Annotated in this window: 27 protein-coding genes and 1 pseudogene; 13 read left to right on the top strand and 15 right to left on the bottom strand. The window is 44.1% G+C overall.

Going from position 1 to position 23,462, the window contains the following annotated elements:
- Window positions 1–30: 30 nt before the first annotated feature.
- Window positions 31–1,215 (top strand): NAD(P)H-quinone oxidoreductase subunit H, encoded by a 1,185-nt coding sequence (locus QUA23_RS20880; RefSeq protein ID WP_333077722.1) that lies wholly within the window; start codon window positions 31–33, stop codon window positions 1,213–1,215.
- Between the two features lie 233 nt (window positions 1,216–1,448).
- Window positions 1,449–2,663: a class I SAM-dependent methyltransferase gene (locus tag QUA23_RS20875; RefSeq protein WP_333077721.1), complete on the top strand. Its 1,215-nt coding sequence runs from the start codon at window positions 1,449–1,451 to the stop codon at window positions 2,661–2,663.
- Between the two features lie 26 nt (window positions 2,664–2,689).
- Here the strand turns inward: QUA23_RS20875 and QUA23_RS20870 are convergent, their stop codons facing one another.
- From QUA23_RS20870 to QUA23_RS20840, 7 genes are all read right to left on the bottom strand, one after another.
- Complete coding sequence (locus QUA23_RS20870; protein ID WP_333077720.1) at window positions 2,690–3,337, bottom strand: hypothetical protein; 648 nt, start codon at window positions 3,335–3,337, stop codon at window positions 2,690–2,692.
- Between the two features lie 140 nt (window positions 3,338–3,477).
- Window positions 3,478–3,996 carry a deaminase domain-containing protein gene (locus QUA23_RS20865; protein WP_333077719.1) on the bottom strand — a complete coding sequence of 173 codons (519 nt, stop codon included), beginning with the start codon at window positions 3,994–3,996 and terminating at the stop codon, window positions 3,478–3,480.
- Between the two features lie 132 nt (window positions 3,997–4,128).
- Entirely contained in the window at window positions 4,129–5,229 is a 1,101-nt protein-coding gene (locus tag QUA23_RS20860; protein ID WP_333077718.1) for a DNA cytosine methyltransferase, read from the bottom strand.
- Window positions 5,230–5,325: 96 nt separating this feature from the next.
- The gene (locus tag QUA23_RS20855; protein WP_333077717.1) at window positions 5,326–6,096 is read right to left on the bottom strand and encodes a Uma2 family endonuclease; all 771 of its coding nucleotides are present in this window, start codon (window positions 6,094–6,096) and stop codon (window positions 5,326–5,328) included.
- 198 nt (window positions 6,097–6,294) lie between these two features.
- Complete coding sequence (gene hisS / locus QUA23_RS20850) at window positions 6,295–7,569, bottom strand: histidine--tRNA ligase (RefSeq protein WP_333077716.1); 1,275 nt, start codon at window positions 7,567–7,569, stop codon at window positions 6,295–6,297.
- A gap of 179 nt (window positions 7,570–7,748) precedes the next feature.
- Window positions 7,749–8,030 carry a hypothetical protein gene (locus tag QUA23_RS20845; RefSeq protein ID WP_333077731.1) on the bottom strand — a complete coding sequence of 94 codons (282 nt, stop codon included), beginning with the start codon at window positions 8,028–8,030 and terminating at the stop codon, window positions 7,749–7,751.
- Window positions 8,031–8,064: 34 nt separating this feature from the next.
- On the bottom strand, window positions 8,065–8,340 hold the full coding sequence (locus tag QUA23_RS20840) for a photosynthetic electron transport-dependent transcriptional regulator PedR (RefSeq protein ID WP_006633901.1): 276 nt from the start codon (window positions 8,338–8,340) through the stop codon (window positions 8,065–8,067).
- 60 nt (window positions 8,341–8,400) lie between these two features.
- Between QUA23_RS20840 and QUA23_RS20835 the strand changes: the two genes are divergently transcribed.
- Window positions 8,401–8,610 (top strand): hypothetical protein, encoded by a 210-nt coding sequence (locus QUA23_RS20835; protein ID WP_333110499.1) that lies wholly within the window; start codon window positions 8,401–8,403, stop codon window positions 8,608–8,610.
- 176 nt (window positions 8,611–8,786) lie between these two features.
- A complete protein-coding gene (locus QUA23_RS20830; RefSeq protein ID WP_333077715.1) occupies window positions 8,787–9,764 on the top strand; it encodes a carbohydrate kinase in 978 nt (325 codons plus the stop codon).
- Window positions 9,765–9,986: 222 nt separating this feature from the next.
- Here QUA23_RS20830 and QUA23_RS20825 read toward each other — a convergent pair whose 3' ends face one another.
- From QUA23_RS20825 to QUA23_RS20805, 5 genes are all read right to left on the bottom strand, one after another.
- On the bottom strand, window positions 9,987–10,475 hold the full coding sequence (locus tag QUA23_RS20825) for a gluconokinase (RefSeq protein ID WP_333077713.1): 489 nt from the start codon (window positions 10,473–10,475) through the stop codon (window positions 9,987–9,989).
- A 128-nt stretch (window positions 10,476–10,603) separates the two neighbouring features.
- Complete coding sequence (gene aqpZ / locus QUA23_RS20820; protein WP_333077712.1) at window positions 10,604–11,302, bottom strand: aquaporin Z; 699 nt, start codon at window positions 11,300–11,302, stop codon at window positions 10,604–10,606.
- Window positions 11,303–11,637: 335 nt separating this feature from the next.
- On the bottom strand, window positions 11,638–12,399 hold the full coding sequence (locus tag QUA23_RS20815; protein ID WP_333077711.1) for an HIRAN domain-containing protein: 762 nt from the start codon (window positions 12,397–12,399) through the stop codon (window positions 11,638–11,640).
- A 125-nt stretch (window positions 12,400–12,524) separates the two neighbouring features.
- Window positions 12,525–13,100: an REP-associated tyrosine transposase gene (locus QUA23_RS20810; protein ID WP_333077710.1), complete on the bottom strand. Its 576-nt coding sequence runs from the start codon at window positions 13,098–13,100 to the stop codon at window positions 12,525–12,527.
- A gap of 149 nt (window positions 13,101–13,249) precedes the next feature.
- Window positions 13,250–14,572 carry a 3-isopropylmalate dehydratase large subunit gene (locus tag QUA23_RS20805; protein ID WP_333077709.1) on the bottom strand — a complete coding sequence of 441 codons (1,323 nt, stop codon included), beginning with the start codon at window positions 14,570–14,572 and terminating at the stop codon, window positions 13,250–13,252.
- A 336-nt stretch (window positions 14,573–14,908) separates the two neighbouring features.
- Between QUA23_RS20805 and QUA23_RS20800 the strand changes: the two genes are divergently transcribed.
- Window positions 14,909–15,739: a PEP-CTERM sorting domain-containing protein gene (locus QUA23_RS20800; RefSeq protein ID WP_333077708.1), complete on the top strand. Its 831-nt coding sequence runs from the start codon at window positions 14,909–14,911 to the stop codon at window positions 15,737–15,739.
- Here QUA23_RS20800 and QUA23_RS31130 read toward each other — a convergent pair.
- Window positions 15,732–16,202, bottom strand: a pseudogene (locus tag QUA23_RS31130) (ISAzo13-like element transposase-related protein). The gene QUA23_RS20800 and the pseudogene QUA23_RS31130 sit on opposite strands and share 8 nt — an antisense overlap.
- Before the next feature lie 223 nt (window positions 16,203–16,425).
- A complete protein-coding gene (locus tag QUA23_RS20795) occupies window positions 16,426–16,650 on the bottom strand; it encodes a hypothetical protein (protein ID WP_333077706.1) in 225 nt (74 codons plus the stop codon).
- Window positions 16,651–16,961: 311 nt separating this feature from the next.
- Here QUA23_RS20795 and QUA23_RS20790 point away from each other — a divergent pair, with 311 nt between their 5' ends.
- The 7 genes from QUA23_RS20790 to QUA23_RS20760 all read left to right on the top strand — a co-directional run bounded on the left by QUA23_RS20790 (window position 16,962) and on the right by QUA23_RS20760 (window position 21,617).
- Window positions 16,962–17,183, top strand: coding sequence for a hypothetical protein (locus QUA23_RS20790; protein ID WP_333077704.1), 222 nt, complete (start codon window positions 16,962–16,964; stop codon window positions 17,181–17,183).
- A complete protein-coding gene (locus tag QUA23_RS20785; protein ID WP_333077702.1) occupies window positions 17,110–17,385 on the top strand; it encodes a hypothetical protein in 276 nt (91 codons plus the stop codon). The genes QUA23_RS20790 and QUA23_RS20785 overlap by 74 nt, the downstream gene beginning before the upstream one ends.
- Window positions 17,367–18,044, top strand: coding sequence for an HlyD family efflux transporter periplasmic adaptor subunit (locus QUA23_RS20780; RefSeq protein WP_333077701.1), 678 nt, complete (start codon window positions 17,367–17,369; stop codon window positions 18,042–18,044). The genes QUA23_RS20785 and QUA23_RS20780 overlap by 19 nt, the downstream gene beginning before the upstream one ends.
- Window positions 18,045–18,439: 395 nt before the next feature.
- Window positions 18,440–19,171: a helix-turn-helix transcriptional regulator gene (locus QUA23_RS20775; RefSeq protein ID WP_333077700.1), complete on the top strand. Its 732-nt coding sequence runs from the start codon at window positions 18,440–18,442 to the stop codon at window positions 19,169–19,171.
- 171 nt (window positions 19,172–19,342) lie between these two features.
- Window positions 19,343–20,431 carry a C1 family peptidase gene (locus tag QUA23_RS20770; protein WP_333077698.1) on the top strand — a complete coding sequence of 363 codons (1,089 nt, stop codon included), beginning with the start codon at window positions 19,343–19,345 and terminating at the stop codon, window positions 20,429–20,431.
- 80 nt (window positions 20,432–20,511) lie between these two features.
- Window positions 20,512–20,949: a hypothetical protein gene (locus QUA23_RS20765; RefSeq protein WP_333066353.1), complete on the top strand. Its 438-nt coding sequence runs from the start codon at window positions 20,512–20,514 to the stop codon at window positions 20,947–20,949.
- Window positions 20,950–21,290: 341 nt separating this feature from the next.
- Entirely contained in the window at window positions 21,291–21,617 is a 327-nt protein-coding gene (locus tag QUA23_RS20760) for a protease inhibitor I42 family protein (protein WP_333077697.1), read from the top strand.
- Between the two features lie 124 nt (window positions 21,618–21,741).
- On the opposite strand, the gene QUA23_RS20755 is transcribed toward QUA23_RS20760, so the two are convergent.
- On the bottom strand, window positions 21,742–21,957 hold the full coding sequence (locus QUA23_RS20755) for a DNA/RNA nuclease SfsA (protein WP_333077730.1): 216 nt from the start codon (window positions 21,955–21,957) through the stop codon (window positions 21,742–21,744).
- A 571-nt stretch (window positions 21,958–22,528) separates the two neighbouring features.
- On the opposite strand from QUA23_RS20755, the gene QUA23_RS20750 reads away from it, so the two are divergent.
- Entirely contained in the window at window positions 22,529–23,452 is a 924-nt protein-coding gene (locus tag QUA23_RS20750) for a hypothetical protein (protein WP_333077696.1), read from the top strand.
- Window positions 23,453–23,462: the final 10 nt, after the last annotated feature.

The raw sequence follows: 23,462 nt of genomic DNA, 5'->3' as shown, positions 1-23,462 counted from the left end.
AATAGTCAGTAATCATTAATTCATTTAATTATGTCAAGAATTGAGACTAGAACCGAACCGATGGTGCTCAACATGGGGCCGCACCACCCTTCCATGCACGGGGTACTCCGGCTAATTGTCACCCTGGACGGGGAAGATGTGGTGGACTGCGAGCCAGTTTTGGGCTATCTGCACCGGGGGATGGAAAAAATTGCCGAAAATCGCACCAACGTGATGTACGTGCCCTACGTCAGCCGGTGGGACTATGCAGAGGGGATGTTTAACGAAGCGGTAACAGTAAATGCGCCGGAAAAGTTGGCGAATATTGCTGTCCCCAAACGGGCGAGTTACATTCGGGTAATCATGCTGGAGTTGAACCGGATTGCTAACCATTTGTTGTGGTTGGGGCCGTTTTTGGCGGACGTGGGGGCACAAACTCCTTTTTTCTATACTATGCGCGATCGCGAACCAATTCTCGACTTGTGGGAAGCCGCTACAGGTTATCGCATGGTGAATAATAACTATTTCCGCATCGGCGGAGTTGCCGCAGATTTGCCCTACGGTTGGGTAGAGAAGTGCCAAGATTACTGCGATTATTTCGTTCCCAAAATTGACGAGTACGAACGTTTAATTACCAACAACCCAATCTTCCGCCGCCGGATTGAAGGCCTGGGTACTATTTCTCGCGAAGAAGCGATTAACTGGGGACTGTCGGGCCCCATGTTGCGGGCTTCCGGCGTTAAGTGGGATTTGCGGAAAGTTGACCATTACGAATGTTACGACGACTTCGACTGGGAAGTTTGTACCGAAGCTGCTGGCGATTGTTTGGCCCGGTATGTGGTGCGGATTCGCGAGATGCGCGAGTCGGTTAAGATTATCTATCAAGCCTTGAAAGGACTCCCCGGTGGCTCTTACGAGAATTTGGAAGCGAAGCGACTCGAAAGCGGGCCAAAATCTGAATGGAATGGTTTTGACTATCAGTTTATTGGCAAAAAAGTTGCGCCGACTTTTAAGATTCCCAAGGGCGAACATTATGTCCGCGTTGAAAGCGGTAAGGGTGAGTTGGGGATTTATATTATCGGGGATGATACTGTGTTTCCTTGGCGCTGGAAGATTCGGACTGGGGATTTTAATAATTTGCAGATTTTGCCTCACATTGTTCGCGGTGTGAAGATTGCGGATTTGGTGGCGATTTTGGGCAGTATCGACATTATTATGGGCTCGGTTGACAGGTAGGTTTGGTCGGTTTTTATCTGAGAAATTAACCCGGTTTTTTTAGGGAACCGGGTTAATTTTTTTTAAACCGCAGATAAACGCGGATAGATATCGATTAATTTTGCTGTTAACGTCACTAAAATGTACCTTATTTCTCTCTTCTCTCTTCCTCTGTGCCCTCTGCGCCCTCTGCGGTTAATAAAAAAAATCTCTTCTTCACAAATGAAATAACATCAACTTTGATTCGATAAATTATGAAAGTTCAGCAATCAGATATCAATGACAGCAACCCGGAACTCAGTGCTTTAATCTGCGAAAGAATTGCCACCAGCCCGCAGCGGCGTATTACTTTTGCTGAATATATGGATTTGGCATTGTATCATCCGCAGCACGGATATTATAATAGCGATCGCCCGTCGATCGGCAAACAAGGCGATTTTATCACGTCGTCTCATTGGGGTGCTGATTTTGCGGAGGTTTTGGCAAAGCAGTTTGTGGAAATGTGGGAATTGCTCGATCGTCCTTTCAATTTCGCGATCGTAGAAATGGGCGCTGGGCGGGGAACTTTCGCCGTAAATGTGCTGCAATATCTGCAACGGCAACATCCAGACTTATTTAAAACTTTAACATACATAATTGTTGAAATTTCGCCAATACTTCAAGCGGAACAACGCCAAAGCTTAAGTGATATCAAGTGCGTTAAGTGGTGCAATTGGGAGGAAATAGTTAATAATTCAATAGTCGGATGTTTCTTTTCTAACGAGTTAGTAGATGCTTTTCCAGTGCATCAATTCATTCTGGAAGAAGGGCAAGTTAGGGAGATTTACGTTGGCGTTGAAACAAAAAAAAATGAACAAGAAAAGATAAAATTTATTGAAGTAATTGGCGAAGTTTCCACGCCTAAAATGGTCGAATATTTGGATTTTGTAAGCATCGATTTGTCGGCGAGTGTTTACGGGGATGGTTATCGCAGTGAGGTGAATTTGGCGGCTTTGGACTGGATGAGTACAGTTGCTCAGAAGTTGCAGCGGGGATATTTGTTAACTATTGATTACGGCCATCCGGCGCACCGCTATTACAATCCGAGGCGCAGGGAGGGGACGCTACAGTGTTATTATCTGCACCGATATCACAATAATCCTTATATTAATGTGGGGCGGCAAGATTTAACGGCTCATGTTAATTTTACGGCGCTGGAAAGGCAGGGTGAATTGTGCGGTTTGGATGTGGTAGGGTTTACTCAGCAGGCTTTGTTTTTGATGGCGTTGGGTTTGTGCGATCGTATTGCTTCTCTGTCTACAAATGATGCGGAAGTATTGGATTTGGCAACGTTTTTGCGGCGCCGGGAGGCTTTGCATCAGTTGATCGATCCGATGGGTTTGGGGGGTTTTGGGGTTTTGGTGCAGTGTAAGGGGTTGAGAGAGGAGGAAAAGGGGAGAATATTGAAGGGTTTGATCGTGCCTGATTAGTTATTCGATCGATTTGCTTATATCGATTACGCAAGCTTACTCAACGGCGGAAATTCCCATTTTCCCGAATATAAAGTAGATGGCAGCTTTAAACAATAAGCAGCAGGAATTACTTCGATCAGCCACCAATTAAACATATCTCGTCGGGCTTCAGTAAAACCAGAAATGGCATCACCAGTAATCCCATCATACAGAATATCTAAGATGGCATTATAAGCTGTTTTCGTGTTGAGTGTTTGCAGCAAGCCGTAGAAAATATTATAAGCTTCGTTACTAGCTTGATATTTTCCAATTTTGTTGATATTAGGAAACAAGGTATCTGCCCAAGTTTCTGGGATTTCACAACTATCCTTCAGCCAACAAGATACAATTCCTTCAACGATATCAGCTTTGTGTTCTTCAGGAAAGTAATGTTTAATGGTCGGTTTAGCTGCTAATGCTATTCCATAAGCCATATAGACGTATCGCTGATGGGATATGGCATCATTAGGCATTCCAAAGGCTGTCATTACTTCTACAAAGGCTTCTTCTACATTGCACTTTCCACCTGTTTCGTATAAATCGTCATATTTTCTGTCCCACACCGTCTGAAGTGTTTGCTGTAATTGCTCTGGAATAGTTGAGTTGCTGGGCAATTTAAAATCGGTGTAGTGACCTAGATCAAACTTTATCATTGGCTTTCCCTCCTTATGTATTTCCCTTGATAGTCAACCAAGATCAAGCTAATTTTAAGATTCATATCACCTCCATTCTACCTTACCCAGAGAAGCCAGTAAAGTCTTCCTTGACTCTACTGGCTTTTTATCCTCTATTTCTACGGATATGGTTCCTTGTAGAAGATAATCACTTCAATGTTCGGGAACAACCTAGCAAAGTCTTCATCGCAGGTAGTGTTGCAGCCAGAACACATCTCCATCTCCGTGTAAAGGTAAAGCCTTCCTGTCGCCTCAGAAGGTACACTATCTCCTTCCAACTCTTCTGCAAGTGCATTGAAGAGCTTGTACTCGGCGTGTTCTTTGTTGTAATTATTATGGAGTGCTGCTCTGTCAATCCTTTCCTGAAAAAACAACTTTGGCCCATTGTCTCTGCCTGGAATATTGAGAGGCTTTTTCTTGCTGGTAGCTTCTTTGCTATAAACTCGGCCAGTTTCTAGTTCGAGTTTGGCAGCCGCAGCATTACCAGAACTGGGTTTTCTAATATGGAGCGAGCGAACCTCTTGAGCCTTAGTCCGTAGTTCCTCTACGATGTCCGCAAACTGCTCAGGTATGTCTTGAGGATCTTCGTAATGAGGTGTGTTTCTAGAGGGGTTTCCTGTAGTTAAGTTTTTTTTCACGCGATTAATATTTGATTTAAAAATAAAAATATATATAACCTGACTTAGACATAAGCTTAAAGCCTCGTCAAACTCAGGTATTTTAATCATACTACACTTTCAAATTAACTGCAAACTCTGCTCGGACACCTCTTATTCAGCCCATTTTAATCGTTCCTGAATAGACATCCCCTGCAACTTTTTACTCATTTCATATAAATCCACTTTCGGATAATCCTCCTTAAATAACGGAATCAAAGACTCCACAACAGCAGCGATTCCCTGCGGCGGCACTGCATTGCCAATCTGCCGCCTCACTTCAGTGGTAGAACCTTCAAAAACAAAATCATCGGGGAATGTTTGCAATCTTGCTCTTTCACGATTTGTCAAAGAACGCGGTTCTAAATAATGATAACCCCAAGTTCCGCCACCTCCACCTGCAATGATTGTTGATGATGGTTTATCTGGATGAATTCGCCGATAAACGTGACTGATCATGCCTTTGACATAGTATGGACTATCCTTGGGAATATCAGAAAAATTGCCTCCCGGTTTAATTCGATTTAAAATTTCCACGGTGCGGGATTGAATTTTATGATGTTTGTTATTGTCAAGAACTGCTTCCACATTTTTGAGCGCTTCGCCCGCAGTTCTATAGGGATTATTGCGATTTGGTCCGTATTCTGGCTGAGGATGCACAAAGTTAAATCCTGTATCCATCCGAATGCCAACTAATAACACTCTTTGGCGAAATTGCGGAACTCCGTAATCAGCAAAGTTGTAGAGTTTAGGTTTAACTAAGTAGCCTGGAGCGATACTTTCAAAGTCAGAAATTATTTGTTTTATTGCTTGATAATTATTCGCACTTAATAAGCCTTTGACATTTTCTGCTACAAAAGCTTTCGGCTTTTTTTTATTGACAAAATCGAGAAAGTATGTATATAAATTGCCTCTGGTTCCTTCAAGTCCCGGACGTTTCCAAATTAGGGAGAAATCTTGACAGGGGAACCCTCCTATACATATTTCGGCTTCGGGCACTTGTGCAATGTCTATATTTTCTATGCTGTCGTTGATGATGACATCAGCAATGTTTCTGCTGAATGTTTTGCAGGCGTATTTATTGGAGTCGATCGCCCAAACTACCTCAAATCCGGCTTGGTGGAATGGCAAATCCATGCCGCCGCAACCAGAAAATAAGGATATGAGTCGCGGTTTTTTTGTCCAGGCGATCGGCTGGAGACGTTCGATTAACATAGGAGTGTAAAGTTAGCCAAGGGCGGGCTGGATGCCCGCACCACAAGAGTGTCATCATACCAAAACCCGATCGAACTCGACTCATCAATTGATATTTCACTCTTCATCATCTAACTCGATCCCGGCTTGACGCAGTTTTTCGGCCAATTTTTCAGCGCGCAGTCGTTCGCGATCGCCCCGCTGGCGTTCTTGTTCTACTCGTTCTTCCGACCACAGCAACAACTCGCCTTCAGGATTCCACCACCTCAACCAACAGCCTGTCCTTCCTTCGTGCGTTCCTTCCCAAATACCTAAAAATAGGTTTAATCCCGGTATCCAATAACGTCCGTTTTCATCAGGTTTTTGCAAGTTGTAGTGCTCTGATTCTAAAGCGTAAACTTCTAAATGAGCTGTTTTTGCTCGGAATATGACGTATGTGGGTACTTTGATTACTTGCTCGTAAAAATACCACTTTCCCACCCGCGAGGTAAATTCAACGGAGTATTCTTCTCCATAGCTTTCTGAAAGAAACTCCATCACGATTTGGGGGATGGTTCCTTCTGTGTGTGGCGTGTAACTGCGGCGAACTTGCGAGACATTTTTTGGATTGACGGGTTTCACGTACATCCAATCTGGTGCTTTGCAGATAATACGCTGTTCGTCACTGGTTGAACCTGGGAAACTAATTCCGGCACACAAGGCAAAGTTGGAAACAATTAAGGCATCCTGCATTAATTCAGGAAATCCTGTTAGCGGCTGGCGCAAAGCGGCGGCTAATAATGGTTGGCTTTCGTCTTCCACGGGGTCGTCTGGTAGTTGAAAATCTTCTGGTAGTAGCGGCCAGGTGATTGTGAGTTTTGTTTGTGGGTTTTTAGTTGCTACAGACATAGTTTATTAGAGGTTAAATGTTTTAATGCTTAAATTATATCTCTTGGTTTTTGGGATTAATGTTAATGGCTTAATGACGAGGCAGAGCCTCTGGATATGCGTTACCTGGCAGAGCCTGGTAACGAGAGGATTGGAATTCAAAGTCCCCCTTAAGAAGGGGGATTTAGGGGGATATAGACTCGGCTAAAACCGAGAGTTCTAAGGGTTGTTAATTTTCTGGTGTAGCTCGTTTGTCATTGCTAGTAGTTCCCATTGCCCGATCGCACTTTGTTCACCACTCGCCAACCACTTCAATTGTACCGTCTCGTTTTCAGCTTCCGCATCTCCCAAAACTAAACACGCAACAGCACCGCTTCTATCGGCCCTTTTAAACTGTTTCCCGAAAGCACTACCGCTCAAATCTATCTCTACACTAAACCCCGCACTTCGCAATTTTTGAGCTAACAATACCGATTGCTGTTCTGCTTTTTCGCCCCGGGATACCAAATAAAAATCCAACTTTGGCGCGGGTAAAGGTTGCAACTTTTGCAGCAGGATAATCAACCTTTCGATACCCATTGCCCAACCGACTGCCGCCGTATCTGGGCCGCCCAATTCCTTGACTAAACCGTCGTAGCGGCCGCCTCCGCAAACTGTTGCTTGCGCTCCCAAATCGTCGGATATAATTTCAAAAGCGGTGTAGGTATAGTAATCTAAACCGCGCACTAATCTGGGATTTAACTGATAGCTAATTCCTAAATTTGTGAGCATAAGCTGCACTTGCTCGAAGTGCGATCGCGATTCCTCTCCCAAATATTCTAAAATGCTAGGCGCACCAGCTACAATTTCTTGAGTGCGCTGATTTTTGCTGTCCAATATCCGCAGCGGGTTTCGAGTCAAGCGGTCTTGAGAATCGGCGTCTAATTCTGATTTGTACGGTGTAAAATAATCGATTAATGCTTGCCTGTAATTTTGTCGGTCTTCCTTATTTCCGACAGAATTAATATCGAGGCGCAAATTTTTTAAACCGAGGGTTTGCAGGATGTCGCAGGCGATCGCAATTACCTCGACATCCGCACGAGGATTCGCACTCCCCAAGACTTCCACGCCAATTTGATTGAACTGCCGCTGTCTTCCTTCTTGCGCGCGTTCGTAGCGAAACATCGGCCCCGCATACCACAGACGCTGCACGTCTCCTGCTGCGTACAAACTGTTTTGAATAAAAGCTCGGACTACTCCGGCGGTGCCTTCTGGACGCAAAGTTGTCGATCGATCGCCCTTATCCTTAAAAGTGTACATTTCTTTGCCCACAACATCGGTAGCTTCGCCGATTCCGCGTTCAAATAAAGATGTCTGTTCAAAAATAGGCGTCCGAATTTCTCGATAAGCCGCTTTTTTTAAAATAGTTCTAGCGACTTCTTCTATATTTTGCCAATATTGAATTTCAGCGGGCAAAATATCCCGCGTTCCCGGTAAAGTTTTAATTGCACTCATTTTGTTAGTCAGTAGTCAGTAGTCAGTAGTCAGTAGTCATTAGTTAGCGGTTATTGTTTGGTTTTTGGTTTTTGGTTTTTATTTGCAGGTTTTTTGTTCGTTGTAGGCACTCGTAATTAATGCCCAATTCCCAATGCCCAATGCCCAATGCCCAATGCCCAATTCCCAATGCCCAATAACTAATGACTTAATAATTCCCAAGCTCCGTAACGATCGCCATAATAAGCCAAAATGCGATCGACCCGCTCGCGACCGGCCAAATCGAACCCTTCAGGATACTGTATCCACAAACCCCCAACTTGGCTGTCGTAGTAATCAAACCGCTGCGACTGCTGCGGAATTAAACCGGTTTCCACCCCATCAACTTGACGCAAATGGATCGCCACTTCGCGATACACCGCCAGCGGCAATCTAGGGCATTGAATTTGATAGCGGAGTTGTTTTTCTTGTGCCGTTTGCATCATTTCTTTGCCTGTACCCAACCAAAATCCCTACTTAAGATACTTCTTTATCGATCGGCCGCGGTAAAGGGCAGCAGTTAATATTGTCCAAACATACCTTTCCCCACTGCAACGCCCAGCGTACAAGCGTAACTCGATTGTCAGCGCGCGTCTTGTTCAAGATATTGCTAATGTGGTTGTCAACTGTACGCTTGCTAATCTCTAACTTTTCGGCAATTTTCTCATTAGTCAATCCCGCCGCTACTAACTCTACCACTTGCAATTCTCTGTCCGACAGGGTGACAGGGGTCCCAGAGACAATCCCACTCATAAATTTTTCCTATGTCTGCATATTTACCTATCTACAATTCTAAAGGATGAGGGATCGAGTATGAAGAGAAAATTAAATTTATTGTGCTACTCTTTCGGGCCCAAAGCACCAACTCGCTGGCAGAATCGCCGGGAGTGCAAACCCCGCCCCGACACAGCAAGACGCGCAGCCACTTGCACTGCTTGTGCGTCGGGTGGCGGATGCTGCCTTTACCTGCGCCTATCTGACATCCGTGCACAACCTGCAAATGTTTGCGTGCCCAACAACTAACTTATACGCCGGCACTATACTTCAGTCTTAAGGGAGTAACTGCCAGTATCAGTAGGTCTGATATTATAGGAGCAGCCATTAAAAAATAGCTGGCAATTTTTCTGGGATGGGTTAAAAATCATTATTGACCTGTCTACTGCTGGTCTAAAATCTCAAATCTCAAATCTCAAATTCCTATGACTTATCCTCGCGTTCTGTGTCTGGGTGAACTTTTATTTGATTGTTTAGCAGACAAACCAGGAGTATCTCTCGAAGAGGTAGAATCTTGGACGGCATATCCCGGCGGTGCTCCAGCTAATGTTGCCTGTGCTTTGGTTAAATTGGGGACGGCGGCGGGATTTATCGGTGCTGTAGGTGGGGATGAATTGGGGAATTCCCTAGTGCAGGTATTGCAAGAATTAGGGGTTGATATCACTGGAGTGCAGTGGCATCCGAGTGCGCCGACGCGGCAAGTTTATGTCTTGCGGAATCAAGCGGGCGATCGAAATTTTGCCGGTTTTGGCGAATTCAATACTGCGGATTTTGCCGACACCCGTCTCATCGCTGCAAAACTACCCGAGGTGCTGTTTGAAAATGCCGAATTTTTAGTGTTAGGCACTTTAGAATTAGCTTATCCTGAAAGTCGAGAGGCGATCGCCCGATCGATGGAGCTAGCAGAACATTACGATCTTAAAATTATACTTGACATCAATTGGCGTCCCGTGTTTTGGCCAAATCCAGACGAAGCAAAAGCGCACATTAGAAAACTCTTAAAAAAAGTTGATTTTGTCAAATTATCTGACGAAGAAGCCGAATGGTTGTTTGACACTACCGACGCTGGAGCTATTACCTACCGCCTCGATTCCGTAGAAGGAGTTTTGGTGACGGCAGGCGAGAAAGGTTGCGCCTATTGTATCTCGGAAAATGAAGGAAAAATCCCCGCATTTAAAGTAGATGTTGAGGATACAACAGGTGCCGGCGACGGTTTTCTGGCTGGTTTTGTCAGCCAATTGTGCAAGGTGGGAATTAAGAGTTTAGCCAATCCAGAAATAACAAAAAAAGTTGTAACTTATGCGAGTGCGGTAGGTTCGATGACAGCAATGAAACCCGGGGCAATTAAAGCTCAACCAACCGCCGCTGAAGTAGAAGCTTTCTTGTATTTGTACAAAAATTAGCACGCCAAACCTCTCCCCCGGAAACGGAGAGGGGGCTAAATTTGGTTCAGAAACCCGATCGACCCGAAAAAAATAACTGTTATACAAATCCGCGTTAAAAACCCTCGATAAGACTCGGCGATTAAAATTGCTACTCTACAAACTATCGCCCTAGTTAAGAGAAACTAAGAAATAAACTGGTATTTAAGCCCGATTTAGTATTATAGGTTTTATTTGGGGTCATTAACCGCACATCAGATGATTTTTAATTTGGCGCACGATTAACTCTAGTGGCTGAGAAGCATCTATGATAATTGCATCTTCTGGTTCTTCGAGAGTGTCTAACTGACTTAACAGCAAGTCTGCTTTCATGTAGTGATTTTCGCGACTTGTTAACCGGGCTGACAATAACTGAAAAGAACCTTTGAGATAAACTATTTTCATCCGCTGCGGGTCTCGGCAGAGCATTTCGCGGTAAGATGCTTTTAAAGCTGAACAAGCCAAAACCACATTTCTATCTTCCCAAAGCCACCAGTCTATTGCAGCTTGCAATTGTAATAGCCAAGGAAGACGATCGGCATCTTCTAAAGGAATGCCCAAACTCATTTTTTCGATGTTTGCTGGCGAGTGAAAATCGTCGGCATCGCTGAAATGCCAATTGAGAGATTGCGCCAGCAACTTGCCAACTGTAGTTTTGCCAGAACCTGAAACTCCCATCACGATCGTAATCATGGCGCATATTTACCGAATACTTGCAATTTTATCGAGTTGTGCGATCGACAAACCGGGTTGCTTAAGTTGCCGGATGAATTCTACCACCCTAAAAAATTCAATAAACCCGGTTTATTTTTGATTCTCGATCAAATTTCTTCCATAGTGGGTTTAATGAAATTATAAGCCAAAACGCCGATAATTCCACCAATCACTGGGAATACAATAAACGCCCACAACTGTTGGATTGCCCATCCGCCTTGAAAAAGTGCCACACCGATACTTCTAGCTGGGTTAACTGAAGTATTGGTTACCGGAATTCCGATTAAGTGAATCAACACCAGCATTAAGCCGATCGGAATTCCGCCCAAACCGACGGGATAATTGGGATGGGTAGTCCCCATGATTGTAAATAACAGAAAAGCAGTCAGTACAACTTCCGTTAAAGCTGCTGCCAAAAGCCCGTAACCAGTCGGAGAATGTTCTGCAAAACCGTTAGACGCAAATCCCGAAGCCGCCGCATCAAAACCCGGCTTTCCTGATGCTATCATGTACAAAACAAGACCGCCTAAAATTCCCCCTACAATCTGACCTCCTATATAATAAGGAAGCAAAACAGCATCGATCAGTTTGGCAACTACTAAACCGATACTTACTGCTGGATTAATGTGGCATCCAGAGATAGGCCCGATCGTATAAACCATGATTAAGAGGGATAGACCAAAGGCGATCGACACTCCCAAAAAGCCGATTTTGTCTCCAGCTAAAACCGCACTGCCGCATCCACCTAATACCAACACAAAAGTACCAAAAGCTTCAGCAACCCCAATCTTTATTTTTTTGTTCATACTCACAATTCTCGGAAGTTTATGTTCGGTCAATTTCGCACCCCGACCAATTGTAATTATAAAAAGTATAACTCTAATCGGTTTTCCCCAGAAGAACAATACTAATGGATAGCATTAGCAATGTGCAGATCTAACTTTCATAAATTTTATGGGATTAAATTGAGACTGCGGAATTGGGAATCGATAAATTAGCTCAAACATACTTTATTATAAAAAAAATGTCAACGTTGAGCTAATTATTTGTATAAATTCTGCAATCTTCTGTATTCAATTCACAATAATTAACTTGACTTATTCCATAATTATGCGATCGTAATTTTACTTATTATTGCTGATTATCCGATCGCACTTGCAGCTAAAACATCACTGCTAACCGGCTGGTACATCCGATCTTGAAAGGGGCGAAAGTCTCGCCAATCGGCCGTCATCTTGCACAGCAAGCGGAACTGTAGCGGCGTTGGGGGTTGATTGAGGCGATCGACTTCTACGCGAACCAAATCTCGGTGCTGCGAGATAATTTGAAAAATATCCTCCACAAGATAGCGCGGACAATAGCCTACAATCCAGTGATCTTTAGTACACAGGAGCAAAGCAGAGGAATCGTGCGGATTTTGAAATTCGTGGGCTAAATACAAAAGTTCGCCCACTTGAAGCTCATTAATCCGTTCAATTGCCGGCTTGGGAAGGTGTCGCAGTCCATGTGCAAAAAAATGGATGCGGTAACGTCCATTTTCATCCGGTTCGGGACAGGGGAATACCTCAAATTTATCAGTTACCCGTTTACCTCCGCTGCGGGCCAATAAAGCAATTGGGTCATCTTCGTGTTGAGGGATATTCAACCACTGTACAAATTCAGGGTAGTCAGGACGCGATCGCGGCATCACTCGATTGGAAAACAAGGGAAACAGTTTCTGTGAAGTGTAAACCTTACTGAAATCAGGGAAAGATGGCAAGGGTTCAAACCAGCACTTATGTTTAGCTTCTAGAACACCCTTTGTATAACTGAATTGGTATTCTTTACCGTTAAATGTCAATAGACCAATCGGAAACCAATAACCGCTGCCCGGGTCTTGCCAAGCCAAAAATAGTGTTTTCAAGGTAAGTTTCCTCCCTATTCAAGTAGGGTGCGCAGTGCGCACCTTCCAGGGGAATCGGGTGCGCACTGCGTACCTTACCGCTATTTATAGCGCGTCAAACCACTTTTTACGTAAGTCCTGTGGATTTATTCTCCTAGTCTATAGGAAATGGCATCAAAATTTGGTATTTTTGGATTTCTGCCATTACAACTACAGCACCAATCAACTCCATAAACATCTTTTTTGACCCATAAGCGAAAGCTAGAGTAAGACCACAAATGCGGACAATAACTTAAATTGTGCTTAACAGGATTGTAGTGAATATAGTTTAAATGCTGTTCAAAATCCTCTTCGTTGCAAATAGTATGTTCCCAAAATCGCCGATGCCAAACATCACTTTCTCGACGCTTGCGACGCGAAAAGGAGACATTTTGAGGCAAAGTTCCTTGACCGCGCAAAGATTGTGTAAATAAAACTTTTATCCGTCCCAGACGCTTGGGATAGGCAGTATCATTAGGAGGTAATTTCCACAAAAAATGGATGTGGTCGGGCAATACAACTGCCCCAAGAATTTCAAAAGGTTGTTCTGATTTAATCGCCGCTACAGCGTTGCGGAGTCGCGAGACATTTTCTGAGTCGGAAAATAGCGGTGTGCGATTGTAGGTAACAAGCGTTAGAAAGAAAGTTCCACCAGGAAGGTAAAATCGGCGATAGTTTGGCATTAATATCGTCTTCCTACTTTTTTATAGGGCATCTTACACTCATCTGTGCGGGTGCGCATTGCGCACCTTACATTCATCTCGTAGGGTGCGAAATGCGCACCTTCCAGGGGCCTCCGGGTGCGCATTGCGCACCTTACATCAGCTACTTTCTAACACAGGAATTCGCGCGGATCGGTGACATACCCAGTCAGCGCAGAAGCCGCCGCCGTGTAAGGCGAAGCTAGATAAACTTGCGCTTCTTTATTCCCCATCCGACCGGGAAAATTGCGGTTAGTTGTAGACACGCAAATTTCGGGTTCGTTCATCCGCCCGAAAGTATCTTTCGGACCGCCCAAACAAGCGGCACAAGAAGGCGCTGCGGGTTCGATGCAGCCTGCAGCTAAGAAGATTTCCGAAAGCGTTTGACCTTCGTATTTTGTGACAAATAAATCTTCGTAAACTTTCTGAGTTGCTGGTACTAAATAAGTCGGAACTTTGACTTGATTTCCTTTGAGAATGCGGGCGGCATTCAGGAAGTCGGAGGTTTTGCCGCCGGTGCAGGAACCGATGTAAACTCGATCGATCTTGACATCGCGGCAGTTGCGGGCTAAGTCGCGGTTGTCGGGAGAGTGCGGTTTGGCGACGACTGGTTCTAATTTGCTGACATCGTAGGTGCGATCGCTATAAAATTTAGCATCCCCATCGCTGTAAAATGAATCGAAGGGTTTGTCAGTCCGCGAAGTAACGTAATCAAACGTAGTTTTGTCGGGCGCAACCGTGCCGTTTTTACCGCCAGCTTCAATCACCATATTGCACAGCGTCATCCGTTCTTCCATCGTCAAACGCTCAACTGTATCGCCCGCAAATTCCATTGTCCGGTAGTTAGCACCGGCAACGCTAATATCACCAATAATCTGCAAAATTAGGTCTTTTGCTAACAAATAATCCGGCAGTTCACCGTTGAACACAAAGCGCATGGTTGCGGGAACTTTGATTAACAGTTTGCCGGTTCCCATGATAAAAGCCGCGTCTGTATTGCCGATACCGGTGGCGAATTGTCCGAAAGCGCCGGCATTGCAGGTGTGGGAATCGGTGCCGAAGAGCACTTCGCCTGGTCGGGTGTGGCCTTCTTGTGCTAAGGCGATGTGGCAAACTCCTTTGTAGTCGGGATTTGCTTTGAAGTCCGATCGATCCGTGATGTCGTAAAAGTATTTTATCCCTTGTTCTTTGGCAAAATCGCGGAGAATATCGACGTTGCGGTTAGCGCGTTCGTCGTTAGTGAAAATGTAGTGGTCGGGAATGAGGACGATTTTGTCGGGGTTCCAGACTTTAGCATTCTCGCCGAATTCGCGTTTGAAAACGCCGATGGTGCCGGGCCCGCAGACATCGTGGGTCATCAACACATCTGTTTCTACCCAGATATTTTCTCCGGGCTCGACTTTAGTGCGGCCTGATGCTTTGGCTAATATTTTTTCGGTCAGAGTCATTCCCATAGTGCGATCGCTTTTTTTTGTTAGATGCTACATAGTGTAATTGTAAGCGAAACATTCCCTGTTACCGAGGATACTGAGGCAGGAAAATGTCTCGGATGTACTTCCAACTTTAGGGAACTGTCCAGTTTGATAGCAGTTTTCAATTGCATCGAATACCAATTGTAGGGCGGAAAATCCCCACTTTACGAAAGTATGCGTAATGTTATGTCTTGTTAAATAATCAGAGTTCATTATCAGGATATAAACTATATTGGACGGAACCTAATTTAAACATTCAGTTTTGGCATGACCAAATTTTTGTAATATTTTGTGGAAAGGTTGAATGGAGGAATTATTATGATTTCTGACAAATTTCAACACTTCAAAGTGCATTTATTGGAAAGCGATCGCCTGCCGGAATTTGTACCGATGGAAAAAAAAACGCGATCGCTAAAACTATCTGCTGCGGGAACTGCGATCGGCACTCTGCTGATTCTGTTAGCACCGCCAGTTGAAGCTGCTAATCTGACATTCGTGAGCGATCGCGCGGCCTTGGGAGGGAGCGATCGCGTTGATTGGTCGATTTTAGGGCCAGTCCAGCCGCCCTTTAAAGTATTGCCCAATTCCTTCTCAGTCACCTCGGAACAAGGACTGGGAGTTAATGTCAATATTCCCGCGGCTACAACTCCAGGAGTGACCCCTCCTTTACTTTTTCAAACCTTGCCTTCACCAGGCATTCCCACCAACTTTGCCAGCGGTGATTTCATTTTGTTTACAGGCTTAATACCAGGCCCACCGCCATCAGTAGGAAATCCTGGCCCGCTAACGATTACCTTCGATCGCCCGGTGGCGGCCGCCGGGACGCAAATAGCGGTAGATGATACATTTTTATTCACTGCATCGATCTCGGCATTTGACAGTAATAATAATTTGTTAGGCAGTTTCTCAACCCAGGGAACATCCTCATTAGCACTAGATAACTCGGCTCAATTTCTCGGAGTTCGCAGCGATGCTGCCAACATCTCGCGGCTCGTTTATAGCAGTTCTGAGGGCGATCGGGCTTTGGGGATCAATTCGCTCAGTATTGCCGAAGCAGTGCCTGAACCTAGCAATATTGCTGCCATGATTGTTGCAGGAGTGGGATTGTTTGCCGTCAAAATTAAGAGGCGATCGCTGTTGGTTAAATGATAGTTTTACCAGACCCGATTGCCGATCGCGATCGGGTGTTATAACCAAGACAAGCTCTCGTTACATGAGCAAATAAACGATGCTCAATTGGATTGTACTTGGATGTATAGGGAAGATAATGTGCTATTATGATTTCTATATCTAGCTCATTAACTAATTTTTGTAAGTCCGATTTAAAGCTATGATAATTGGAATTATTACTACCACGTCTATCACATTTAATCAAAATTGAATGGGTTTGAGAGTAGAAATCCCGTAATTTATCCCCCACACTTTAATCGCTTGCCAAGCAAAATTAACTCATATATTTACTAATACATAGGGTTAAATATCCTCGGTTATTTTGCACCTCATAAATTCCATGAGGCACTATTTTGCTATCAGCCAAACTGAAAAAGTCATGGTCAAGTGTGGTAACGGTTTCGGTAGTATACAGAGTTCTTGAGCGATATAAATTTCCCATAAATTCCTTTTTTTTGGCATCCATACTAATGATAAAATTCCACTGTCACTCATACTCTTAATTTATTATGGCAAGATTTTTAAATTGTTCGTTACGATTATTTGTTATTCCTGTTGTTTGTTTGTTTTGAGCTTGACGTTTTACATATCCGTGCTTTTTTAAAAATTTTTTGAACAAGCGTTAAACTGACTGTTGTGCTATGAATTTTCAGACCTTCAATTATTTATTGTTGAGTGAGATTAGTCCATTTAATTTTCTCATTCATTGGGCTGCCTGCTGTATAAAATTTTAAGATTTCTAAACAACTTTCATTCAAACCAGGTATGAGAGACTCGCTAGTTTTTCTTACTCCTCCTTTTCGACGAATTCTGCGTTGATTAAAAGTAGTGTCTGATTCAATTTTTAATTCCTTAATGCCTTTGGCTATTGTATTTCTGTCTGCTGCCAAAATTCGGGATATGTAACTAATTCCACCATCCCCAAGTTTTTGGGTTTAAGAAAGCTGCATATCTTCGTCGCTCTTTTTCGGACAAAGATTGATAAAGTTTCCGCATCTGAGCAGTATTTTCCGAGGAGTAATACATAAATTTACCTGAATAAAATGACTGAAGCCAACCCACCAATTATTAGCAAAAGAAACAAGGTGAACATCGAATAAGGATAACTTGTGATCATAACAATTAAATGTCAAGTCCATTGATATTCACTCATTTGTTTATTATACCTTGCTTGTGTTATTAAATTTTCATTCCTTAACTAATGACTCCTGACTCTTCTTTTGACTTTCTCCGCACGGCCAAACCGGATGAATTCTTGCCGCCCATCAGCCGCTGGATAACGGCGGGCAGATTATTTTTGTTGGGAACTTTTGGCAGTGCGATCGCACTTGCTGCTGTCGCTAAATATAATGTTACCGTCAGAGCAAACAGCAGCAGCAAATTTAAAGGCTGCCGAGGCAAATTTAAAAGCAGCCGTTTCTAAACGCGATCGCTATCAGTCAATCCAAAGAACAGGCGCTATTTCGCTGGATTTATTGGAGGAGACGAAACTTGCCGCACAGCAGCAAGAACAAGCCGTGGCAGCGCAAAAAGCCGCCGTAGAAGCGCAAAAAAAGCAGTTGAAAGCCAAAGAAAAACCGTTGACAGGTAGCAACAAGCTGTTGAAGTGTCTGCAGCTAAATTAAAAGTTGTTGAAGCTGCCTTGAATCCCAGTGCCGCACCCGTGGCGATCGCCCAACAGCGAATTGCTCAAGAAAAAGCCAAGGGTGAAGCAGCTTGGGCAGCGTTGAAAAAAGAACAATTAACTTCGATTCAGAGTCGCGCTGACATCGAAAATCAAATCAATCGCGATCGCCAAGAGCTCAAACAAATTGATACCGAACTTGCAAAAAGTATTGTTCGTTCTCCCGTAGACGGCACTATTCTCAAACTAAATCTGCGAAATCCCGGACAAACTGCACAACTCGGTGCGGCAATTGCTCAAATTGCTCCCGCTAATGCTGCGATTGTCGTCAAAGCTCGCGTCGCTGCTCCCGATATTGGTAAAATTGCGATCGGTCAAACATCTATCCTGCGGATTTCTGCCTATCCCTATCCCGACTACGGCGTACTAGAAGCGAAAGTTAGTGCGATCGCACCCGATGCCATTGCTGGTGAAAATAACAGTCCGCCTTACTATGAAGTGACTGTTATGCCCCAAAAAACTTATTTAGTCAAGCGCGATCGGGCGATTAGCTTATCGTCGGCTAACGAACAGTGCTGTCAGTATCATATTCAAGCAGGAATGGAAGTTACAGCAGACATTATTTCTAGACAAGAAACCGTACTTACATTTATTCTCTGAAAAGCCCGGATGCTCGCCAATGTTTGACCAACTTTACATCACTCATTAGTATATTTGATTATCTAATTCACCGCGACATTCTGATGGCAAGTTATTTATGGCTTGACACTTTTTTTGAGGCATTTTTTTATCTTTACAATAAAATATACAGACCTTAACACACAAAATAAAATTATGCAAGTCACTCGATTATGTGACTTGTAACTAATAGCTAGTGACTGTTATTAGTTAGTAATTACTTAAGAAAAGCAACTTAAATCAGGGACTCTCAAAAAATCTCAGAGTGCATTTCTACAGTTGTAGACCTCAACAACAGTGAAATGAGCGAGATACCCGTACCGCAAGGGTATCTACTTTCGCCATGTTCACCGTATATGCCAATGGAGATATTTCCCATGAATTCACAGAAACACAGGCGTCAGCGCGCAGTTATTTTGACATCTCAAGATTTTGATCGACTCCAAGCACCAAAAGCTGAGGCCGAAAGTTACGAAATTTTCTACCAAGATTGTATTATCAAAGTCGAGAGCGATCGCACAGACAAGGAGCCAGATAATTTCATTAAGGGATTAGTCAAGCAAATTTTGGATCGCGTAGGGGCGATAGTTGTGGAAATTGCAGGCGAAGTGCAATTCATGACTCAACGGGCAGAAGAACTTTTAAGTCAGTATTTTTTACACCACATTCCCTACTCATTGCCAGAATCCTTACAACATTGGTTCCAGGAGCAGATTGCGCGAATCGCATTCAACCACAATGTTCCCTCTCGCTGTTTGCCCTTGCACATTCAACAAGCAGGAAAACAGTTGATCGTCCGGCTGATTCCCGATCCCATCAAAGAGCAATATGTCTTGCTATTGGAGGAAGAAGAACTGCAATTTTTCTCTATTTCTGCTCTGGAATTGCTAGGACTCACCAAACGCGAGGCGGAGGTTTTATTCTGGATTGCCAAAGATAAAAGTAATGCAGGAATAGCTAAAGTGATCGGTTGCAGTGAAGGAACAGTGCGAAAACATCTGGAACATCTTTACGGGAAACTAAGCGTACAAACCCGGACGGCTGCTGTGATGGTTGCTCTGGAAAAGTTGGGGTTATTCAAAGCAGAATTTGTTGCAATATCTTCATAATTCTATACGCGGATCGTCGAATTGTTCCCCAAGTTTATTTGGAAGACTATTGGATCAAACGCTGTTATCCAGCGTTCGATCGCAGTTTGAAAAAAGAGCAAGCAAAAAATACGGAAACTCACGAGAGATTTTAGTTTGAGTCAAACCTACTTTATGTTTTAAGGAGATGACATGGATTCCATTAAATTGCAAGCAGCAATCGAGCTAGCAGGTGCCTCCTGGCAAGCTGGCGAAACGAGCATGACTCAGCTTTCAGATGCCGAAAAGCAACTGCGGCTCGGTTATACGCCTGGGCCTAACGAACCGTCCTTTGAAGAACAAGAGCAAATCGCCAAGATCAATCAGGAAGTCTTTAAGTCGGCACAGATTAAAGGCGAGACAGCAGGCTATCCCGCCAGCTTCGATATGCGGACAGGTGGATTTGTGACAGCAGTCAAAGACCAAGGTTCTTGCGGTTCTTGTGTTGCGTTTGGCACTGTGGCAACGATCGAAACCACCATTCGCCGCATTCGCAACAATCCGGCGCTGGCGATCGATTTATCCGAAGCTCACTTGTTCTACTGCTATGCCCGCGCTCTAGGACGTAACTGCGGGAACGGTTGGTGGGTGCCACCCTCAATGGATTCTGCCAAAACAGGACTCGCCATCGAAGCTTCTTACCCTTACACCGCAGCCGATCAAAATTGCAGCAACCTCGCAAGTAACTGGCAAAGTAGCGCCGTAAAAATTAGCGGGTGGCATGAGATTAAATCGATCGCAGATATGAAGGAATGGCTTTCCACTCGCGGCGCGTTGGTAGCTTGCTTCACTGTCTACACAGATTTCTTCGCTTACAAAAGCGGCATTTATCGCATGGTTAGCGGCAAGGTTGAGGGTGGTCACTGTGTCTCGATCGTGGGTTACAACGACACCGAAGGCTATTGGATTGCCAAAAATAGCTGGGGACAGAACTTTGGTGAGAATGGCTTTTTCCGCATCGCTTACGGGCAGTGCGGGATTGACTCCAGTATGTTCGCGGTGGATGGCATCGTTGAAACCGGCTGGTTGTCAAATGTGAAAATTCTCGGACTCTGGACAAATAATGCCGATCGCAATGCTTATGTCTATGTCAGCGAAGGCATCGGCTGGAGAAAACTCTCTGATGCTAGCGATGAAACAAACCTCGATATGTTAATTCAGCTTGCTGCATCTAAAGCCGCCGATCGTGCAGTCAGCCTCTATCAAGAGAACGGGATCATCAAAGAAATTTACGCCTGGTAAAAAACAGCGGACTTGAGACGATCGTCCAAAATCCCAAGTCCAAAAATTAACGATACGGTTCTAGAGATTAAGGAACAACCATGACTTATTCCAGCAATCCAGCCGGTTCACCTGATGAGGTTTGTCTGCCTTGTCAGGCGATCGCACAACCCTTCAACCCCAATACTAAGGAGATAAAAATGGAAGCCTACCCCACCCAAGAACCTCCAGTTCAAGCTGCGAAGCAAACCGCAAGTCAAGAAGAGCGTCCCACCTTCGATCCCCCCGCTCAAAATGCTGTTAGTCAAGGCAACACAGCTTGGCAAACTGATAAAAAGGTACTGGGACTGTGGACAAACAGCTCAACTCGTAACGCTTATATGTATGTGGATCAGATTGGTTGGCGGAAATTTGCCGATAATTCTGACTCTGCGATCGTTGCCTTCAACGTCATCGCAGCCCATGCTAAAGTGTTAGCTAAACCCGTCCAATACTATGAAGAAGCCGACAACAAAGTATCCACCCTTTACGTTTGGTAAAGCTTGATTGTCGCCGACTCTCCAAGTTTATGTCACCCTGCACTCAAAGATTTTGCATCGAGTCTGTTGGCGGTTGATGGTTCAACTTTAAGGTTTACCATCCAACCGTCAACCGCCCACCAGCAAATTGCGATTATAGCGCGACTAAACTTGGCGATGGCTGTTTATTTTGTACATAAATTATGTTTTTATACCTAATCATTTCGACCTATTTAGTATCTTTTACTCCCCTTTACCCTAAAATTGCTTCACATACTCACACAACATTTCTTCCACTGCCGGCCGCATACCTGAAACAGCAATATATACAGCCACCTTCATCACCCCCTACCTCACAATCTATGTCTGAATTAACTTTATCTCAAGCCGATAGTGGCACAGTTTTAACCCTCAAGCGCGGACAGACGCTCACACTTCGTTTAGATGAAAATTCAACAACAGGCTACCGCTGGTCTCTGTCCGCCTTAGATACAGAAGTTTTACAATTAAAAAGTGACGACATTAATCTGGGTAGTAATCTTGGGATGGGTGGTGGCGGGCAGCGCGTGTTCACCTTTCAAGCAAACAATCCCGGTCGAGTAAAATTACAACTAAAAAACTTGCGTGAGTGGGTTGGTGAGGAATCAACCATTGAGGAATTTCAAGTCACTGTTCAAGTCTCCGAATAGCAACACTTCTGACAGTTTCATGGCTTACGCATCTGGGGCTAAGCCGCAGCTTGTTGGGGGGTGAGTAGTATTTAGTCGGCTTGACCAGTTTGACTGAGTTTGCCCCCATGAAGCGCACCAAATCTCAAATATCCAGTTTTGATAACCCCAAATAGCGAATGCCTTCCGGCGTCATCTCAAAGCGGCAGGGCACAATCTCTACACCTGCATTAATCGTCTGTCTGAACAACTCTCCGTAAATGCGATCGGCACTATCCTCCGGAGCAAAATCAGTACAATCTCCGCGATTAATAAAATCTTGTACCGCTTGATGAGAATTCCGGGTAAAAGAGGAGGATATTTGTCAATTAAGTCAGTCAGGGAGCATTGCTAAATAGACATAATTTTTGTAGGGCGGGTTCACAAACAATACCTGCAAATAACTGACACTATAAAAAAACCGCTCCCACCCAACCGTAAATCACTTGTCGATCAAAATTTAGGGGTTTAAAACCAGCTTTCAGGGCGGAATGTTTTTAGGGTTTGGTGTAAACAGACATCCTAAAAACTTCACTATCAACTGTAAAATTGAAACTTTTTATTTAATAATTGAAAACCTAATTTTGCTTCGCAAACATATCAAGCATTTTTACATAAAACTAAGTCTACAAAGCCGAAGGACTGCTGTGATAATTGCTCGGTAAAAGTTGGAATTATTCAAATCAGAATTTGTTGCAATATCTTCATAATCCTATACGCGGATCGTCGTATTGCTCTCCAAGTTTATTTTGAGGAGTATTAGATCAAAAGCTGTTATGCAGTTTTGAAACTCAGCTTACATAACACTCACGACCAAGGTTGTCTTCTCTAGCTATTAAACAACTTTAAGGTAGAGTTTGTTTGCTGAAAACTACTCAAAAAAGAGGTTAAGTATGTTACGGATTACTGCCGATATATTTTCCGGAAGACCCGCTCCCGAGTGGATTATTACAGACGAGGAAGAAGCTCGAACTACGCTCAAAGAGATTGCTAACAATCGTAGCATGGTAGCCGAAGCAGCTTCTGCTGATGCTGGATTAGGGTTTCGCGGTTTCACCATTGAACCCCTCTCTGACGAGCTTGCCCAAGACTTTGAACTACCCGCTAGTATGTATATGGCTGCCGGTGCGAGTGCCGCTAGCGATAAAGCAAACGAGATTGCTGAGCGTTTGATCGGCTTAATGAGCAGTGCAGAATCACCTCCAGAAGCATCGGCTTTCGGAGAAGAACTACCTTTAGATGAAATGTTGCAGAATTTTCTGCGACAACAACTGGAAACCAGCAGCAGACTTTCAGTATCTGATGTTGAAGACTTACCAAACATGGCGGTAGATACCTCAATTGAAGTGGCTGCTACCTGCTTTTATGATACTTCGCCCTATAACCCCGGCTTCTGGAACAACAACCCCGTAATCCGGCAGAACAACAACTGCTATAACTATGCGAGTAATAAGCGCACAGATACTTTTGCCCAACCAGGAAAAGGATGCGGACATCAGTACACTGCAATTAATTGCGTAGAAGTTACCAAAGCTTCTCTGTGCGATGGATTGCACAAACGCTACGATTGTTTCCCCGCCTCACAAGCCCCTCGCTATTTAGTAGCACTGGTTATTGCCCCTGGTCCGGGGTTTGTTGATTTCCACTGGTATCGCAAAATGCGAGAAGGATTTTGGGGTCACAAACCGGGTTCGACAGCGGCTCGGAATACAGATAACAGTGGCATAGTTATCACTAACCCAGCTACCTGTAACCGTGGGCCTTACACCATCTTCTGTGGCTACTTTTACACTTGTAAGAGCCAAAAGATTAAATAGAATCTATAGC

Origin of the sequence: Microcoleus sp. Pol1C5, assembly GCF_036701115.1 — a bacterium.
In the GTDB taxonomy this organism is placed as follows: Bacteria; Cyanobacteriota; Cyanobacteriia; order Cyanobacteriales; family Microcoleaceae; genus Microcoleus.
Note: the sequence above shows the minus strand (reverse complement) of the source record. Positions and strands in the feature narration are given on the sequence as shown.

Excerpts from the sequence above, each read along its gene's own strand:
- QUA23_RS20760 (WP_333077697.1), top strand. The coding sequence starts at position 21,291 with ATGTCTGAATTAACTTTATCTCAAGCCGATAGTGGCACAGTTTTAACC.
- QUA23_RS20870 (WP_333077720.1), bottom strand. The coding sequence starts at position 3,337 with ATGATAAAGTTTGATCTAGGTCACTACACCGATTTTAAATTGCCCAGC.
- QUA23_RS20840 (WP_006633901.1), bottom strand. The coding sequence starts at position 8,340 with ATGAGTGGGATTGTCTCTGGGACCCCTGTCACCCTGTCGGACAGAGAA.
- QUA23_RS20855 (WP_333077717.1), bottom strand. The coding sequence starts at position 6,096 with ATGTCTGTAGCAACTAAAAACCCACAAACAAAACTCACAATCACCTGG.
- QUA23_RS20880 (WP_333077722.1), top strand. The coding sequence starts at position 31 with ATGTCAAGAATTGAGACTAGAACCGAACCGATGGTGCTCAACATGGGG.
- QUA23_RS20800 (WP_333077708.1), top strand. The coding sequence starts at position 14,909 with ATGATTTCTGACAAATTTCAACACTTCAAAGTGCATTTATTGGAAAGC.
- QUA23_RS20875 (WP_333077721.1), top strand. The coding sequence starts at position 1,449 with ATGAAAGTTCAGCAATCAGATATCAATGACAGCAACCCGGAACTCAGT.
- QUA23_RS20775 (WP_333077700.1), top strand. The coding sequence starts at position 18,440 with ATGAATTCACAGAAACACAGGCGTCAGCGCGCAGTTATTTTGACATCT.
- QUA23_RS20790 (WP_333077704.1), top strand. The coding sequence starts at position 16,962 with ATGACTCCTGACTCTTCTTTTGACTTTCTCCGCACGGCCAAACCGGAT.
- QUA23_RS20750 (WP_333077696.1), top strand. The coding sequence starts at position 22,529 with ATGTTACGGATTACTGCCGATATATTTTCCGGAAGACCCGCTCCCGAG.
- hisS (WP_333077716.1), bottom strand. The coding sequence starts at position 7,569 with ATGAGTGCAATTAAAACTTTACCGGGAACGCGGGATATTTTGCCCGCT.
- QUA23_RS20770 (WP_333077698.1), top strand. The coding sequence starts at position 19,343 with ATGGATTCCATTAAATTGCAAGCAGCAATCGAGCTAGCAGGTGCCTCC.
- aqpZ (WP_333077712.1), bottom strand. The coding sequence starts at position 11,302 with ATGAACAAAAAAATAAAGATTGGGGTTGCTGAAGCTTTTGGTACTTTT.
- QUA23_RS20860 (WP_333077718.1), bottom strand. The coding sequence starts at position 5,229 with ATGTTAATCGAACGTCTCCAGCCGATCGCCTGGACAAAAAAACCGCGA.
- QUA23_RS20810 (WP_333077710.1), bottom strand. The coding sequence starts at position 13,100 with ATGCCAAACTATCGCCGATTTTACCTTCCTGGTGGAACTTTCTTTCTA.
- QUA23_RS20830 (WP_333077715.1), top strand. The coding sequence starts at position 8,787 with ATGACTTATCCTCGCGTTCTGTGTCTGGGTGAACTTTTATTTGATTGT.
- QUA23_RS20785 (WP_333077702.1), top strand. The coding sequence starts at position 17,110 with ATGTTACCGTCAGAGCAAACAGCAGCAGCAAATTTAAAGGCTGCCGAG.
- QUA23_RS20835 (WP_333110499.1), top strand. The coding sequence starts at position 8,401 with ATGAAGAGAAAATTAAATTTATTGTGCTACTCTTTCGGGCCCAAAGCA.
- QUA23_RS20765 (WP_333066353.1), top strand. The coding sequence starts at position 20,512 with ATGACTTATTCCAGCAATCCAGCCGGTTCACCTGATGAGGTTTGTCTG.
- QUA23_RS20805 (WP_333077709.1), bottom strand. The coding sequence starts at position 14,572 with ATGGGAATGACTCTGACCGAAAAAATATTAGCCAAAGCATCAGGCCGC.
- QUA23_RS20825 (WP_333077713.1), bottom strand. The coding sequence starts at position 10,475 with ATGATTACGATCGTGATGGGAGTTTCAGGTTCTGGCAAAACTACAGTT.
- QUA23_RS20845 (WP_333077731.1), bottom strand. The coding sequence starts at position 8,030 with ATGCAAACGGCACAAGAAAAACAACTCCGCTATCAAATTCAATGCCCT.